Raw genomic sequence first — 15610 nt, forward strand, 5'->3', positions numbered from 1 at the left:
TTCTATGTTAACATATGGAATTTATTAACGCATTAACGTTTTATTGCATTTTTATGACAATTTTAGGGAGTGAATGGAAAGATGCGACCAAATATAGGAATCTTGAACGCGTTAGTCCGAATTACATGTGGCCTAACGATAATTGCCTGGGCTACTTCTAAATATTGTAAAAAACCTTGGAGAGATTCATATTTAATCGCCATCGTACTCGGCGCCATGAAGGTAGGAGAAGGAATTTTGCGATACTGCCCGATCACATACTTGTTTCAAAATGCCAATTTACCGTTTTTTGATGATGAAGATGGTTATGAAGAAGACGATGAAAAAATCGTCATTAATCCTACTTAAGAAACCAGACGTAAAAAATGGAGGGTGTCTCTACAAGGGTCTGACCCTTAGTACTTAGACACCCTCCTAATTATATTGGAGGTGTTCACATGTTCTTAGAATATTTAACAGATATGTCGTTTATATGGATTGCAATAATCGGTGCCATAATTGCATTATTATTTGTCTATGTTAAGAAACGCCGTGCTTAATTGCTTTGTTTCCAATATCCTTTCGATAGAACAGAGCAGGTGAAGCTATTTTTTCTACTAGCTCATATGCCTGTTCTTGTGCCTTGCTTATTGAATCACCATATCCAGAAACAACAAGAACGCGACCGCCATTATTAACAAATTGATCCTCAACCTTTTTTGTTCCTGCATGGAAAATAACTGCATCCTCACTCTTTTCGGTTAACTGACCAATTGGCTGTCCTTTATCATACTCATTTGGATAGCCATTCGAAGCCAGTACAACTCCTAAAACAGCTTTAGGTGACCAGGCAAGTTTCACAGGCTTATCTTCAAGGATTGCTAGCAACATTTCAACTAAATCTGATTCAAGTCTTGGAAGGACAACCTGTGTTTCGGGATCGCCAAAGCGAGCATTAAATTCAATGACCTTTGGCCCCTCTTCTGTTAGGATAAGACCTGCATATAAAATGCCTGTAAAAGATCGCCCTTCGCTGACAAGAGCTTTTGCTGCGGGCTTCAAAATGGTTTCAATCGCAGTTTCCACTACATGATCCGGAATTTGCGGTACTGGTGAATACGCACCCATTCCACCTGTATTTGGACCTTCATCATTGTCATAGGCACGCTTATGATCCTGTGCAATCACCATAGGAAATACCTTTTCACCTTTTACAAACGCCATTAAAGAAAATTCTTCCCCTGCAAGAAATTCTTCAACAACAACTGATCGAGAAGCATCGCCGAATTTTCCGCCTTCAAGCATATCAGTTACACTTTCGAGCGCAGTATCTAACGTTTCAGCAACCGTTACACCTTTTCCTGCAGCTAAACCATCTGCTTTTATAACAATTGGAGCGCCCTTTTCTTGGATATAGGCTTTTGCCTTCTCGACATCTGAAAATGTTTGATAGTGCGCCGTTGGTATGTTGTACTTGACCATAAGCTCTTTTGCAAAGTTTTTACTTCCCTCGATTAAAGCAGCCTCTTTTGTCGGTCCAAAAATCTTTAAATCAGCTTGTTCAAATGCATTAACAACCCCATTTAATAACGGAACTTCTGGACCAACAATTGTTAAATCAATGTTGTGTTCCTTAGCAAATTCTAATAAGCCTGCAGTATCAGTTTCACTAATTGATACCCTTGTGGCAAGCTCATTCATACCATCATTACCTGGTGCAACAAAGACTTCCTCTACAAGGTTACTTTGTGCGGCTTTCCATACAAGGGCATGTTCACGGCCACCTTGTCCGATTATTAGAACTTTCATGTTCACACCTCTTTTAATTGATCGTTTTCTTGTATAGTTTAAACGTGTTCATCACTTCAATATTCCAATAAGTAGAGTGAGGTGAGTTTTATTGCTAAGACAGCATCTCACCTCAAACTACTAACAAATCTTCTTAATGTTTAAAGTGGCGTACTCCTGTGAATATCATTGCAATGCCATATTCATCAGCCATACGAATTGATTCTTCATCACGAATGGATCCGCCTGGTTGAATGATAGCTGTTACACCAGCCTTTGCAGCAGCTTCTACCGTATCAGACATCGGGAAAAATGCATCAGAACCAAGTGCACTTCCTTTTGCTTTGTCACCAGCTTGTTCAATCGCAATCTTCGCTGCGCCAACACGATTCATTTGTCCAGCTCCAACACCAATTGTCATTTCATCCTTAGCTAGAACAATCGCATTTGATTTTACATGTTTAACTACTTTCCAAGCTAATTTTAGATCTTTCCACTCTTCTTCGGAAGGCTCACGCTTTGTTGGAATCGTTACTTCCACATCGTCTAACGAAAGTGTATCTTCATCCTGAACAAGCAAACCGCCATGTACAGATTGAAGCTGCTTTTCAGGTTTTGAAGCAGCAGAGACATCGATTGTTAATAGGCGCAGATTTTTCTTACCTGTTAACACATCTAATGCTTCTTGGCTAAATGAAGGAGCAATAACAATCTCTAAGAAGATTTCATGAAGTTTTTCTGCAGTTGCTTTATCGACTTCATGGTTTAAGGCAACAATTCCGCCAAAAATAGATGTAGGATCTGCTTCATAACATCTTGTAAAGGCTTCTAACGTTGATGTACCAACGCCAACTCCGCATGGATTCATATGTTTAACTGCAACAGCAGCAGGTTCAGTGAACTCACGAACGATTTGCAGTGCTGCATCCGCATCTTTAATATTATTAAATGATAACTCTTTCCCATGAAGCTGTTCCGCATTTGCGATTGAAGCAACCGGTACGAAAGGTTTTTTATAGAATGTTGCTTTTTGATGAGGGTTTTCACCGTAACGAAGTGATTGCTTTTTCTCAAAAGTATACGTTACTGTTTCAGGGTCTTCTTCCCCAATCGTGTTCGTTAAAAATTCAGCAATCAAGGCATCGTAAGCAGCTGTATGTCTAAATACCTTAGCAGCAAGACGCTGTTTTTGTTCCAAAGAAACCTCACCAGAAGCTTTTAATTCGGCTAAAACGGCTTGATAATCTTGTGGGTCAACAAGAACTGTTACATCCTCATGGTTTTTCGCTGCAGAGCGTAACATGGAAGGACCGCCGATATCGATGTTTTCAATCGCATCCTGGAACTGAACATCAGGTTTTGAAATTGTCTCTTTGAACGGATACAGATTCACAACAACCATATCGATTGTTTCAATGTTATTTTCCTTTAATTGATCCATGTGGCTTGGGTTGCTGCGAACCGCTAATAATCCGCCATGAATATTCGGGTGAAGTGTTTTTACACGTCCATCCATAATTTCAGGAAACCCTGTTACTTCTGAAATCCCAATGACATTTAGACCGTTTTCCTCTAATAATGATTTCGTTCCGCCTGTTGAAATGACTTCAACACCTAGATCAATTAACTCTTTTACAAAAGGAACAAGATTTTCTTTATTTGACACACTGACCAGTGCGCGTTTAACTGTCATGTTATTCACCTCTGCCATTATTTTGAGACTAATTCTTTAATCACTTTTGGGTATAAAGCATGTTCAACTTTATGGACCTTATCTGCGATTGTTTCAACCGTATCATCATTTGTAATATCAATCGCCTGCTGAGCAATAATTGGACCTGTATCCATTCCAGCATCAACAAAGTGAATCGTTACACCTGTTACCTTCACACCAGCTTGAAAAGCTTGTCCAATCGCATCTTTCCCTGGAAAGGCAGGTAATAAAGAAGGATGGATATTGACGATTTTGTTTGTGTACGCCCCTAATAACGTTGGCCCGATTAAACGCATATAACCTGCAAGAATGACTAGGTCAATCTGGTGCTGATGCAAAGCAGCTAAAATATCCGCTTCAAAATGTGCTTTAGATTCGTATTCCTTAGGTACAAACGAAAACACTGGAATGTCTGCTTTTTTTGCACGTTCGATCACACCAGCCTCAGGCTTGTCACAAACAACAAGAGCTATTTCGGCTTCTAATGGTCCGTTCTGTATTTGATCAAGAATCGCCTGAAAATTACTCCCATTCCCTGAAGCAAAAACGGCTAGTCTTTTCATCGAAGAGCTCCTCCGCCAAACGTAACACCAGCACCGTCAACCACGCGGCCAATGATGTATGCTTTTTCACCATTTGCTTCTAGTTGGTTAATTACATCATGTAAGAGTTCATTTTTAACAGCTAGAACAAATCCGATTCCCATATTAAAGACGTTAAACATATCTTCGCTGCTTAACTCACCTTTTTCTTTAAGAAAATCGAAAATTTCCGGGATTGGCCAAGAACCGAAATCAATTTCTACACCAGTTCCTTCAGGAAGCATGCGTGGAATATTTTCGATAAAACCGCCGCCTGTAATATGCGCCATTCCGTCCACTTGGAACTTCCTCACCACATCAAGCACAGGTTTTACATATATTCTCGTTGGCGTTAATAAAACCTCACCTAAATTTTTAGTAAATGGTTCATACACAGCTTGCAAATCTAGCTTTTGATTCTCGAGAAGAATTTTACGAACTAATGAAAACCCATTGCTGTGAAGACCGCTGGATGAAAGGCCAATTAACACATGTCCTGGTTTAATATTTTCCCCAGTCACAATGTTTTCTTTTTCCACTGCACCTACTGAAAATCCGGCTACATCATATTCATCATCATCATATAACCCTGGCATCTCAGCAGTTTCTCCGCCGACTAAAGCACAGCCGGATTCTTCGCACCCATCAGCAATACCCTTTACGATCTGCTCAATTTTTTCCGGGATAGCTTTGCCTAATGCTAAATAATCTAAGAAAAACAATGGTTCAGCACCTTGAGCTAGAATATCATTCACACACATGGCAACTGCGTCAATACCAATTGTGTCATGCTTATCAGCCATAAAAGCAAGCTTTAACTTTGTCCCTACGCCATCTGTTCCAGACACGAGTACAGGCTGTTTGTAATTTAATTCGCTTAAATCAAACATTCCACCAAAGCCGCCAAGTCCACCCATAACACCTTTACGCATTGTCTTAGCAACATGCTTTTTCATTCTTGACACAGCTTCATATCCTGCTTCGATATCCACACCGGCTTGTTTATAAATGTCGGACATGTCTGATGCCTCCTTAGCATTGAAAGTAAGACGAGGATGTCTCAAAAGGGTCTGACCCCTCCAACAAACACCTATATTTGTGTTCACGGGATCTGACCATTGGTTTTAAGACAGCCTCATCACGTTTTGTCATTTCTTTTTATGCCTTCTCATGTGGAAGTACTGTATCTGGATAAATATCAGTCGGATAACGCCCTGTAAAACACGCTAAGCATTGTCCTTTGTACTCCCCTTCATATGGTCGGCCAATGGCTTCAAGCATGCCTTCAACACTTAAGAAGGCCAAGCTATCCGCGCCAATAATTTGACGAATTTCTTCTATAGAATGATTTGATGCAATCAATTCTTCATGTGTTGACGTATCAATCCCGTAGAAACAAGGATTTGAAATTGGCGGAGAACTAATTCGTACATGTACCTCTGTCGCACCTGCTTCACGAAGCATTGTCACGATTCGCTTACTAGTTGTTCCACGTACAATGGAGTCATCAACCATGACAACACGCTTCCCTTCGACAACTCCGCGTACAGCTGATAATTTCATTTTAACCCCTTGCTCACGCAATGACTGTGAAGGCTGAATAAACGTACGACCTACATATCGGTTTTTGATTAATCCAAGTTCATAAGGAATTCCTGTCAGTTCTGCAAAGCCGATTGCTGCAGAAATACTTGAATCCGGCACACCAGTAACAACGTCAGCATCAACCTCTGACTCTACAGCCAAACGTTTTCCAAGGTTTTTACGGGCAGTATGCACGTTGATTCCATCAATATTGCTATCAGGGCGTGAGAAATAAATATACTCCATGCTGCAAATCGAACGATTAATATTCATAGAGAAGCGCTCAGAACGAATCCCTTCATCATTGATGATTAATAATTCGCCTGGCTGAACATCTCTTTCATACTTCGCTCCTACAACATCAAAAGCACACGTTTCTGACGCAACGACATAAGCGTCCCCCATTACACCGATCGACAATGGACGTAAACCATTAGGATCAAGTGCAACCATCATTTCATTTTCAGTCATAATTAAGAAGGCATAAGCACCCTTAATCATCGTTAATGCATTTTTTACAGCTTCCTTTAAATCTTGAAAGCCGCTTCTTCTGATAAGATGGGCTAGTACTTCTGTATCTGAAGTCGTTTGAAATATACTTCCTTGGCTCTCGAGTTGATGTTTAACCTGATTAGCATTCACAAGATTTCCGTTATGCGCTAATGCCAGACCTCCGCTATGTGATTTAAACAGCAAAGGCTGGACATTTTCATATCCGCCTCCGCCTGCAGTCGCATAACGAACATGACCGATTGCCGCTTTACCTGATAGTTCATTTAATTTGCCGTTCCCGAACACCTCTGAGATTAAGCCGAGCCCTTTCATGCCTGTTAGTTTTTCACCATCAGACGTAACAATTCCAGCCCCTTCTTGCCCTCTATGCTGGAGACTGTGTAAACCGTAATATGTTATTTGAGCTGCTTCCGGATGACCCCATATTCCGAAGACGCCACACTCTTCGTTTAATCCCTTGAGTTCAGCAAGCATGGGATAGCTCCTTTCCATGCATCCTTTAATTCTTCAACAGATGCATCGACAAGTGATTCATCGTTTTCGTTTTTAATAATAAGTTTTCCGTTGTCTGTTACTTCTCCGATACAAACCGCATCGACAAGTTGTTCAAACGCTTGTTGATTTTCTTTTTTCACTGAAACAACAAATCTAGTTTGTGATTCACTAAATAATGCTGCAGTTGCATCACCGTTAAGAGTTACAGTTGCACCTAGACCTTTACCGCCAAAGAGAGGCTCAGCTAATGCCACAGCAACTCCGCCCTCAGAAACATCGTGTGCAGAAGCAACTGTTTTTTCACGAATCGCTTTTGAAAGCTGTTCCAATATTTTACTTTCTTTCTCTAAATCTAACTCTGGGGACTTGCCAAAGATTTTTCCGTAAGTAAGCTTTTGAAGCTCACTTCCTCCAAATTCTTGTTTTGTTTCCCCAATTAAGTAAATAAGATCTCCAGCTGCTTTAAAGTCTTGTGTTGTAATATAGTCAGTATCTTCGATTAAGCCTACCATTCCAATAACAGGCGTCGGATAGATCGCAGTTCCGTTCGTTTCATTATATAAAGATACGTTACCGCCTATTACAGGAGTATTTAGCACACGGCAAGCTTCACTAATACCGTCAGCGGCTTTTTCAATTTGCCAGAAGATTTCAGGCTTTTCCGGATTACCGAAGTTTAAGTTATCTGTAATCGCTAATGGCGTCGCACCGGAACACACGATATTACGAGCAGCTTCTGCAACAGCGATTTTACCGCCTACTTCAGGATCTAAATAGAGATAACGAGAGTTACAGTCAGTTGTCATAGCTAATGCCTTTTTCGTATCACGAATACGAACAACTGCTGCGTCAGAACCTGGAGCAACAACAGTATTTGTACGAACCATGTAGTCATATTGATCATAAACCCACTCTTTGCTTGCAATAGTAGGTTGTTTTAATAATTGAAGAAGTGTTTCTTTATAGTTTTCTACTTGAATTGGTGCAACGTCCATTTTTTGGAACTCTTCAAAGTACGCAGGTACGGCAGATGGTTTGTGATAAACTGGTGCTTCTTCAGCTAACGCATCGACTGGAAGCTCACAAACGACTTCACCTTTATGGAATAGACGAAGCATTTTATCATCTGTTACTTTACCAACTGTAACTGCTTCTAGGTCATATTTTTTGAACAGGTCAATGATTTCCTGCTCTCTTCCCTTTTCAATAACAAGCAGCATTCTTTCTTGTGATTCTGATAACATCATTTCATATGGTGTCATGCCTGTTTCACGCTGAGGGATAAGATCAAGATTCATTTGAATACCTGATCCTGCTTTACTAGCCATTTCAGCTGAAGAACTTGTTAAACCAGCAGCACCCATATCTTGAATACCAACTAAGGCATCGTTTTTCACGACTTCAAGGCAAGCTTCTAGTAAAAGCTTTTCCATGAATGGATCCCCTACTTGAACAGCCGGGCGGTTTTCACCAGAATCCTCAGTTAATTCTTCTGAAGCAAATGTTGCACCATGAATTCCGTCACGGCCAGTTTTCGCGCCAACATACATAACCGTGTTGCCAACGCCTTTTGCTTGACCCTTCTTAATATCTTCATGATTAATTAATCCGACACACATAGCGTTTACTAATGGGTTGCCTTCATAAGAGCTGTCAAATTGGATTTCCCCGCCTACAGTCGGAATTCCAATACAGTTACCATAGCCAGCAATACCAGCAACAACCTCTTCAAATAAGTATTTGACACGAGGAGATTGTAATTCACCAAAACGTAATGAGTTTAAAATGGCAATTGGTCTTGCACCCATTGAGAAAACATCACGAATGATTCCACCTACACCAGTGGCTGCACCTTGGTATGGTTCAATTGCTGAAGGGTGGTTATGGCTTTCAATTTTAAATACGACTGCTTGATTGTCGCCGATATCAACAATCCCCGCTCCTTCACCAGGACCTTGTAAAACCTTTTCACCTGTTACAGGGAATTTCTTTAAAATTGGTTTAGAGTTTTTGTAACTGCAGTGCTCCGACCACATAACTGAGAAAATACCCATCTCCGTGTAATTTGGAAGACGGCCGATGATTTTTTCAATAAGGGCAAACTCATCATCACTTACACCCATTTGTCTGTAGATTTTTTCATCTTTTATCATCTGGTTTGTTGGTTCAAGCTGTAGTGACATGAGATTCCCTCCAGTTTTTCACGATTGATTGAAATAATTTTAATCCATCCGCACTTCCTAATAATTCGTCAACTGCACGTTCAGGATGTGGCATCATTCCTAAAACATTCCCGCGTTCATTTGTAATCCCGGCGATATCGACTAAGCTACCATTTGGATTCGTTTCATACGTAAACACAATTTGATTGTTTTCTTTAAGCTTTTGTAGCGTTTCTTCATCACAATAATAGTTCCCTTCTCCATGGGCGATCGGAACGGAAATAACCTCATTTTGCTTATATTCTGATGTAAATGCCGTCTCATTGTTTACGACTTTTAAATTTACAGGTCGGCACATAAACTTTAAGTTTTCGTTTCGTTTCATTGCACCTGGAAGTAATCCCGCTTCCAATAAAATTTGGAATCCGTTACATACACCAAGAACAGGCTTTCCTGCTTCAGCTGCTTCGACAACTTCCTTCATAACATTTGAGAAACGGGCGATGGCACCAGAGCGTAGGTAATCCCCGTAAGAAAAGCCACCTGGTAATAAAATACCATCAAAGCCGCTTAAGTCTGTTTGGTCATGCCACACATACTCTACTTCTTCACCCAGCTCATCTTTAATAGCATGGTACATATCAACATCACAGTTGGATCCTGGAAAAACGATCACAGCGAATTTCACTTTGTGACAACCTCCTGTACCTCATATCTGTAGTCCTCAATAACTGTATTAGCAAGTAATTTTTCACACATTTCTTTTACAACAACATCTAAGTCACGATCTGATTTTTCAATTGCTAATTCCATATATTTCCCAATACGTACATCTTGAACTTCATTGTATGACATGCTGTGCAATGCACTCTTAACTGCGCTTCCTTGTGGATCTAAAACACTTTCTCTTAACGTGACATAAACTTTTACTTTGTACATGATGATTGGCCTCCAAGTCTTGTTAAAATTTCTTCATAAGCTTCTGTTAAGCTGCCGATATCGCGGCGAAATACATCTTTATCAAATTTTTCATTTGTTTCGATATCCCATAGACGGCAAGTGTCTGGTGAAACCTCATCAGCTAAAATAATGGTTCCTTCCTCTGTTAATCCGAATTCAAGTTTAAAATCGATAAGGCGGACACCGCATGATAAGAAATGAGCCTTCAATACTTCATTTACTTGTTTGGCAAGTGTTTTTAATGTCTCAACTTGCTCTTTTGTGGCAACCTCTAAAAGTGCGATGTGATCTTCGGTAATAAGTGGGTCACCTAGGTCATCATCCTTATAGTAAAACTCAACAAGTGGTTCTTTGATTGCTGTTCCTTCTTCAATGCCAATTCGTTTAGAGAGACTTCCTGCAACGACATTTCTCACAACTACTTCCAGCGGAATGATCGTTACTTTTTTAACAAGCTGCTCTGTTTCAGATAATCTTTTTACAAAATGATTTTCAATATGATTAGCTGTTAGCTTTTCGAAAATCAGAGTTGAAATCTCATTGTTTAAACGACCCTTACCAGTTATCTCTTCCTTTTTCACCCCATTAAAGGCAGTTGCGGAATCTTTATAAGATACTAGCAAAATATTAGGTTCATTTGTTTTATAAATGCGTTTTGCTTTACCTTCATATAGTAACTCAAGCTTTTCAATGCTCATGATGGCCCTCCTAAACAGAATATTGGGAACTTTTAGGCTAGTAAGTATGATTTGTTATATTTTCTAACCTACTTTTTCAATCAAAGATATAGCAAGGGACTTTTTATCCCTTGCTATTTATATTTTAAAGACCAAGTCGTTCGAAGATTGTGTCTACACCTTTTAAGTGATAGTTATAATCGAAGCAATCTGCAATTGTTTCAGCGGACAGACGTTCTGTGATTTTTGGCTCTGCTTCAACTAGCCCACGGAATGGTACTTGTTTCTCCCAAGCTTCCATTGCTTTTGGTTGAACAAGGTCATAAGCTTCTTCTCTTGTCATACCTGTATCAATTAAAGCAAGCAACACGCGTTGAGAGTAGATTAACCCTTGTGTGCGGTCCATATTACGCTTCATGTTTTCTGGGAAGACCGTTAGGTTCTTAATAATGTTGCCAAAGCGATTTAACATATAGTTTAATGCAATCGTTGCATCTGGTAAGATAATACGTTCAGCAGAAGAGTGAGAAATATCTCTTTCATGCCATAAAGGAACATTTTCATAAGCAGTTAGCATATAACCGCGAATCACACGTGCAAGTCCTGTCATATTTTCAGAACCGATCGGGTTACGTTTATGCGGCATTGCAGAAGATCCTTTTTGACCTTTTGCAAATGATTCTTCAACCTCACGTGTTTCACTCTTTTGCAAACCGCGAATTTCTACAGCAAACTTTTCAATTGAAGTTGCTACCAATGCTAATGATGCCATATAATCTGCGTGGCGATCACGTTGAAGTGTTTGTGTAGAGATAGGTGCTGGTTTCGTACCTAATTTTTCACACACATACTTCTCAACAAATGGATCGATATTTGCGTAAGTTCCAACCGCTCCAGAAATTTTCCCGTATTCAACGCCTTCAGCAGAACGTTTAAAGCGATCTAGGTTACGTTTCATTTCTTCATACCATAGAGCAAGCTTTAATCCAAATGTTGTTGGTTCAGCATGAACACCATGAGTACGTCCCATCATAACTGTATATTTATGTTCTTGTGCTTTTTCTTTTAAAATTTGGATGAAGTTTTCAATATCTTTTAAAAGAATGTCGTTTGCTTGTTTAAGCAAGTATGAAAGAGCTGTGTCCACTACATCCGTTGAAGTTAATCCGTAATGAACCCATTTGCGTTCTTCACCTAACGTTTCTGATACTGCTCTTGTAAAAGCGACGACATCATGACGTGTTTCTAGTTCAATTTCATTAATACGATTGATATCAAATGATGCATTTTTGCGAAGAAGAGCAACATCTTCCTTTGGAATGACACCTAATTCGGCCCAAGCTTCACAAGCAAGGATTTCAACCTCTAACCATGCTTTAAATTTATTTTCTTCCGTCCAAATTGCACCCATTTCCGGTCTTGTATAACGTTCGATCATCTTTTGTGCCTCCGTCCTAGTTTTTACCCCAAATATGGTTGATCTTTTCGATATCTTTCTCTATTGTTTCACTAATAAACGTAATATGTCCCATTTTCCGTTTCGCAACCGGCTCCTTCTTGCCATAAAGGTGAAGCTTAGCCGTTTCAAGTAATGAGATATGGTCATTGATTATAGTTAAATCTTCCCCCAAGAGATTTACCATCATACCGGTTTGTAATAATGACGTACGTCCTAAAGGAAGATTACAAACTGCACGAATATGTTGTTCAAATTGATCTGTCTCACAAAGGTCAATTGTGTAATGACCCGAGTTATGTGGACGAGGAGCTAATTCATTAATATAAATGTCTCCATCTTTTGTTAAGAACATTTCTACAGCAAGTGTCCCAACAAGTTCAAAGCTATTTGAAAGCTTTATTGCTAATTGCTGTGCTTTTGTTTCAATTTCTTCAGGTACTCTTGCTGGTACAATACTTTGATATAAGATATTGTCTTTATGAATATTTTCAGCTACTGGGAACGTCTTTGTTTCACCGTTCACAGATCTTGTCACAATAACTGAAATTTCTTTTTCAAATGGAACCCATTTCTCAAGAATACATGTCCCATGCTTTAATAGTTTCTTAGCTTCAGCAAGACCATCCTCAGTGCGAATTACAACCTGTCCCTTTCCGTCATAACCGCCTCTGCATGTCTTTAACACACTAGGAAACTGTAAATCCTCTATCGCTTCTGACAGCTCTTCTTCGTTATGGATAATTCGATATAATGCTACTTCACAGCCAGCCTTTTCAATTGCAGCTTTCTCTGTTTCACGATCTTGAGTAAGCAGCAGCAATGAACTTTTTTGAGGTAAATTTGCATTTCCCTCTAACCAATGCAAGGCTGTATAATCGATATTTTCAAATTCATAGGTGATGACATCACTAACTTCAGCCAGTTTTTTTATTGCCTCTAAATCATCATAAGCTGCTGTTATCTCGATATCTGCAAGTTGTCCGCATGGGCAATCTTCTGTTGGATCTAATACAGCTATACGGTAGCCAAGCTGTCTTGCAGCGATCGCCATCATCCGGCCAAGCTGGCCTCCGCCAATTATTCCGATTGTCGATCCAGGAAGAATTCTCTTATTATTCAAGTTCATCACTGCTTTCTAGCACCTTTAAACGAAGCTCTTCTCTTCTAGTATCCAATTTGTTCGCCAAGTCATGATTTCCTGTAGAAAGGATCTCTGCTGCGAGTAATCCTGCATTCGTAGCACCTGCTTTACCGATCGCAACTGTTGCTACCGGGACTCCGCCAGGCATTTGAACAATTGATAGTAAAGAATCAAGACCATTTAACGCCTTAGATTGAACAGGGACACCTATCACTGGAAGCGTGGTTTTTGCTGCAACCATTCCTGGAAGATGTGCTGCACCGCCTGCTCCCGCGATAATGACCTTTAGACCTCTATTTCTTGCATTCTCTGCATAATCAAACATGTAATCAGGTGTACGATGTGCAGATACTACCTTCTTTTCATAGGGAACTTCTAATTCATCCAATATTTCGCATGCATGCTTCATTGTTTCCCAGTCAGATGTACTTCCCATTATAACCCCAACAAGCGGCTTCATTTTTTCCCCACCTTTTGTATTACTTAATACACAAAAGGCTCGGTATACTGTACTTTCTCACATTATAGAGAAAGTACAGTATACCGAGCCCGGACATTCAATCTTTCCATCCGAATCGTTTATACGTACACTTTCCCTCATAGTCCGATGATTTACGGTCAACGGGTAGAAACTTCTGGGCCATATTCCCAATTATATATGAGGTTTAACGTTAATCACTTATTTACATGTCTATATTAACAATGAAGATTATCTATGTCAACGTAAAATCGAACGATTTATTTTATTACTTTGTTAATGTTCGGTTTTTACAGCAATTTTCCTTCGAAAACAATTTCCCTGCCACATGGTACGTGTTCAACAATGTGATCTCTGATTTCTTCTTTAAAAATAGGCTGCTCCATTCTTCTAACCGGGAAGTAACCTTCTTCACGCATGCGATTGAGACAATCATCAATGGTTTCATGCTCTTCCACAAAAAACTTCTTTTTTTTCGGCTTCGATGTCATACTTTAATTCTTCCTTTCCGAACAGCCTTGACCCAGAAGCCGCCATGAATGGTTTTTGGCTCATAGGCAATAATAAATGCTTTTGGATCAAGCTCCTTTATGGTTTGATATAGCTTAAGTTCATATTTTCTTGGCGTTAAAATCTGCATGGATAGACGGTCACCTTCTAATCCATTTGCCATCCAATTTGTTACTCCAAATCCTTTCTCACGTATTTGCTTTGGCAAATCCTTTTCATGTTCAGTTGAAATAACATTAACCGTAATATACCCAAGCGCCAGTTTCTCTTCTATTTTCATCCCTACTATGACGCCAAGTCCATAACCAATCGCGTAGGCAATTAAATTTTGAATTTCATTTAAGTTATCGAGTACTAATCCAAGACCAACTACATAAATGATTACCTCAAACATACTTATAAATGCAGCTAAATACCGTCTTCCTTTTAACGTTAAAATCATTCTGATCGTAAAAAATGAGACATACACAATATTTATGAGCAAAATGATGATAACCATTGTAATACTGTTGTGAAGCAACACAACTCCTCCTTAGGTTAAACAATAAATTAGGCTATATTTTACTAAAATTTTTTTACAGATACAATGGTAAAAGTTATTCATTTATAAGATGCTTTTTCCCTTATAGATATTGTTATCGTCTCCAATTATTTATTGAATATTCAGATAGAAGGGAATTGAATATCTTATATTTGAATAATTTTTTGTTTTTTTAAATGAGTTCTCTAAAACATGCCTTGTTTTTCACTGCAGGCAATTACTTTCCTTTAGCAGGAGCTTCTTTAGAGCCTTGCCGCCTGTATAGCTCCGCTGTCCTTTGTTCAGACACGAACCCCGCGCCTTAAACCACATAATGGCAGAGTAACACTGAACTTCCCATTACCTTTTCAATATTACAAATAGACCAGTATCTCCACTGATCTTTTCATCTTCTTACCCGACAGCATCCTACTCTCACCGAACTTGCACAGGATGTGCTGACTTCACGTTGCCGCAGGCGTGGCGCTCTTAGTAGAAGCTCCTTTATTTGCTTCTCCCAAGCCTCAGGCTAGAAGAGTTACTTGGTTTCTACTTTTTCTAAAAAACCTTACGGTTTTACTTAAATAAAAAAAAGACCAGTATCTCTACTGATCTTTTCTCTTCTTACCTGGCAACGTCCTACTCTCACAGGGGGAGACCCCCAACTACCATCGGCGCTGAAGAGCTTAACTTCCGTGTTCGGCATGGGAACGGGTGTGACCTCTTCGCCATCGCCACCAGATATATTAAGTTTGAAGGCATGTTCCTTCAAAACTAGATAACGATTTTTCAATTCATTTACTGAGCATACGCATTTGTATTAGGTTAAGTCCTCGATCGATTAGTATCAGTCAGCTCCACACGTCACCGCGCTTCCACCTCTGACCTATCAACCTGATCATCTTTCAGGGATCTTACGTTACAAAGTAACAGGGAAATCTCATCTTGAGGGGGGCTTCATGCTTAGATGCTTTCAGCACTTATCCCTTCCGCACATAGCTACCCAGCTATGCCTTTGGCAAGACAACTGGTACACCAGCGGTGCGTCC

16 protein-coding genes, 2 rRNA genes and 1 riboswitch are annotated in these 15610 nt (G+C 39.7%); of the genes, 2 read left to right on the forward strand and 16 right to left on the reverse strand.

Annotated features, from left to right (window positions below; all coding sequences use genetic code 11):
• The first annotated feature begins 81 nt into the window (after positions 1-81).
• The gene (locus tag WQ54_RS15000) at positions 82-348 is read left to right on the forward strand and encodes a DUF2892 domain-containing protein (RefSeq protein WP_046517838.1); all 267 of its coding nucleotides are present in this window, start codon (positions 82-84) and stop codon (positions 346-348) included.
• Positions 349-437: 89 nt separating this feature from the next.
• Complete coding sequence (locus WQ54_RS33630; protein WP_156177965.1) at positions 438-539, forward strand: EYxxD motif small membrane protein; 102 nt, start codon at positions 438-440, stop codon at positions 537-539.
• Here WQ54_RS33630 and purD read toward each other — a convergent pair.
• From purD to WQ54_RS15080, 16 genes are all read right to left on the reverse strand, one after another.
• Complete coding sequence (gene purD, locus WQ54_RS15005; protein WP_046517840.1) at positions 520-1788, reverse strand: phosphoribosylamine--glycine ligase; 1269 nt, start codon at positions 1786-1788, stop codon at positions 520-522. The two genes, WQ54_RS33630 and purD, sit on opposite strands and share 20 nt — an antisense overlap.
• A 133-nt stretch (positions 1789-1921) precedes the next feature.
• Complete coding sequence (purH, locus tag WQ54_RS15010; RefSeq protein WP_046517842.1) at positions 1922-3460, reverse strand: bifunctional phosphoribosylaminoimidazolecarboxamide formyltransferase/IMP cyclohydrolase; 1539 nt, start codon at positions 3458-3460, stop codon at positions 1922-1924.
• A 17-nt stretch (positions 3461-3477) separates the two neighbouring features.
• Positions 3478-4044: a phosphoribosylglycinamide formyltransferase gene (purN, locus tag WQ54_RS15015; protein ID WP_046517843.1), complete on the reverse strand. Its 567-nt coding sequence runs from the start codon at positions 4042-4044 to the stop codon at positions 3478-3480.
• A complete protein-coding gene (gene purM / locus WQ54_RS15020; RefSeq protein ID WP_046517845.1) occupies positions 4041-5081 on the reverse strand; it encodes a phosphoribosylformylglycinamidine cyclo-ligase in 1041 nt (346 codons plus the stop codon). The genes purN and purM overlap by 4 nt, the downstream gene beginning before the upstream one ends.
• Before the next feature lie 139 nt (positions 5082-5220).
• Positions 5221-6633, reverse strand: a complete 1413-nt coding sequence (gene purF / locus WQ54_RS15025; protein ID WP_046517847.1) for an amidophosphoribosyltransferase — start codon at positions 6631-6633, stop codon at positions 5221-5223.
• Positions 6609-8837, reverse strand: coding sequence for a phosphoribosylformylglycinamidine synthase subunit PurL (purL, locus tag WQ54_RS15030; protein WP_046517848.1), 2229 nt, complete (start codon positions 8835-8837; stop codon positions 6609-6611). Before purL ends, purF begins: the two co-directional genes overlap by 25 nt.
• A complete protein-coding gene (gene purQ / locus WQ54_RS15035; protein ID WP_046517850.1) occupies positions 8821-9504 on the reverse strand; it encodes a phosphoribosylformylglycinamidine synthase subunit PurQ in 684 nt (227 codons plus the stop codon). The genes purL and purQ overlap by 17 nt, the downstream gene beginning before the upstream one ends.
• A complete protein-coding gene (gene purS / locus WQ54_RS15040) occupies positions 9501-9755 on the reverse strand; it encodes a phosphoribosylformylglycinamidine synthase subunit PurS (protein WP_046517852.1) in 255 nt (84 codons plus the stop codon). The genes purQ and purS overlap by 4 nt, the downstream gene beginning before the upstream one ends.
• The gene (gene purC / locus WQ54_RS15045; protein ID WP_046517871.1) at positions 9743-10468 is read right to left on the reverse strand and encodes a phosphoribosylaminoimidazolesuccinocarboxamide synthase; all 726 of its coding nucleotides are present in this window, start codon (positions 10466-10468) and stop codon (positions 9743-9745) included. Before purC ends, purS begins: the two co-directional genes overlap by 13 nt.
• 130 nt (positions 10469-10598) lie before the next feature.
• Complete coding sequence (gene purB / locus WQ54_RS15050; protein WP_046517855.1) at positions 10599-11891, reverse strand: adenylosuccinate lyase; 1293 nt, start codon at positions 11889-11891, stop codon at positions 10599-10601.
• A 16-nt stretch (positions 11892-11907) separates the two neighbouring features.
• On the reverse strand, positions 11908-13038 hold the full coding sequence (gene purK / locus WQ54_RS15055; RefSeq protein WP_046517857.1) for a 5-(carboxyamino)imidazole ribonucleotide synthase: 1131 nt from the start codon (positions 13036-13038) through the stop codon (positions 11908-11910).
• The gene (gene purE / locus WQ54_RS15060) at positions 13025-13513 is read right to left on the reverse strand and encodes a 5-(carboxyamino)imidazole ribonucleotide mutase (RefSeq protein ID WP_046517861.1); all 489 of its coding nucleotides are present in this window, start codon (positions 13511-13513) and stop codon (positions 13025-13027) included. Before purE ends, purK begins: the two co-directional genes overlap by 14 nt.
• A 120-nt stretch (positions 13514-13633) precedes the next feature.
• A riboswitch (purine riboswitch) is annotated at positions 13634-13735 on the reverse strand.
• Between the two features lie 86 nt (positions 13736-13821).
• A complete protein-coding gene (locus WQ54_RS15065) occupies positions 13822-14022 on the reverse strand; it encodes an NETI motif-containing protein (RefSeq protein WP_046517863.1) in 201 nt (66 codons plus the stop codon).
• Entirely contained in the window at positions 14019-14540 is a 522-nt protein-coding gene (locus tag WQ54_RS15070) for a DUF2179 domain-containing protein (protein ID WP_197089601.1), read from the reverse strand. Before WQ54_RS15070 ends, WQ54_RS15065 begins: the two co-directional genes overlap by 4 nt.
• Positions 14541-15187: 647 nt before the next feature.
• Positions 15188-15303: ribosomal RNA gene (rrf, locus tag WQ54_RS15075) — 5S ribosomal RNA — on the reverse strand.
• Between the two features lie 79 nt (positions 15304-15382).
• Positions 15383-15610, reverse strand: a 23S ribosomal RNA gene (locus tag WQ54_RS15080); the annotation flags it as partial.

Source organism: Bacillus sp. SA1-12, assembly GCF_000981385.1.
In the GTDB taxonomy this organism is placed as follows: domain Bacteria; phylum Bacillota; class Bacilli; order Bacillales; family Bacillaceae; genus Metabacillus.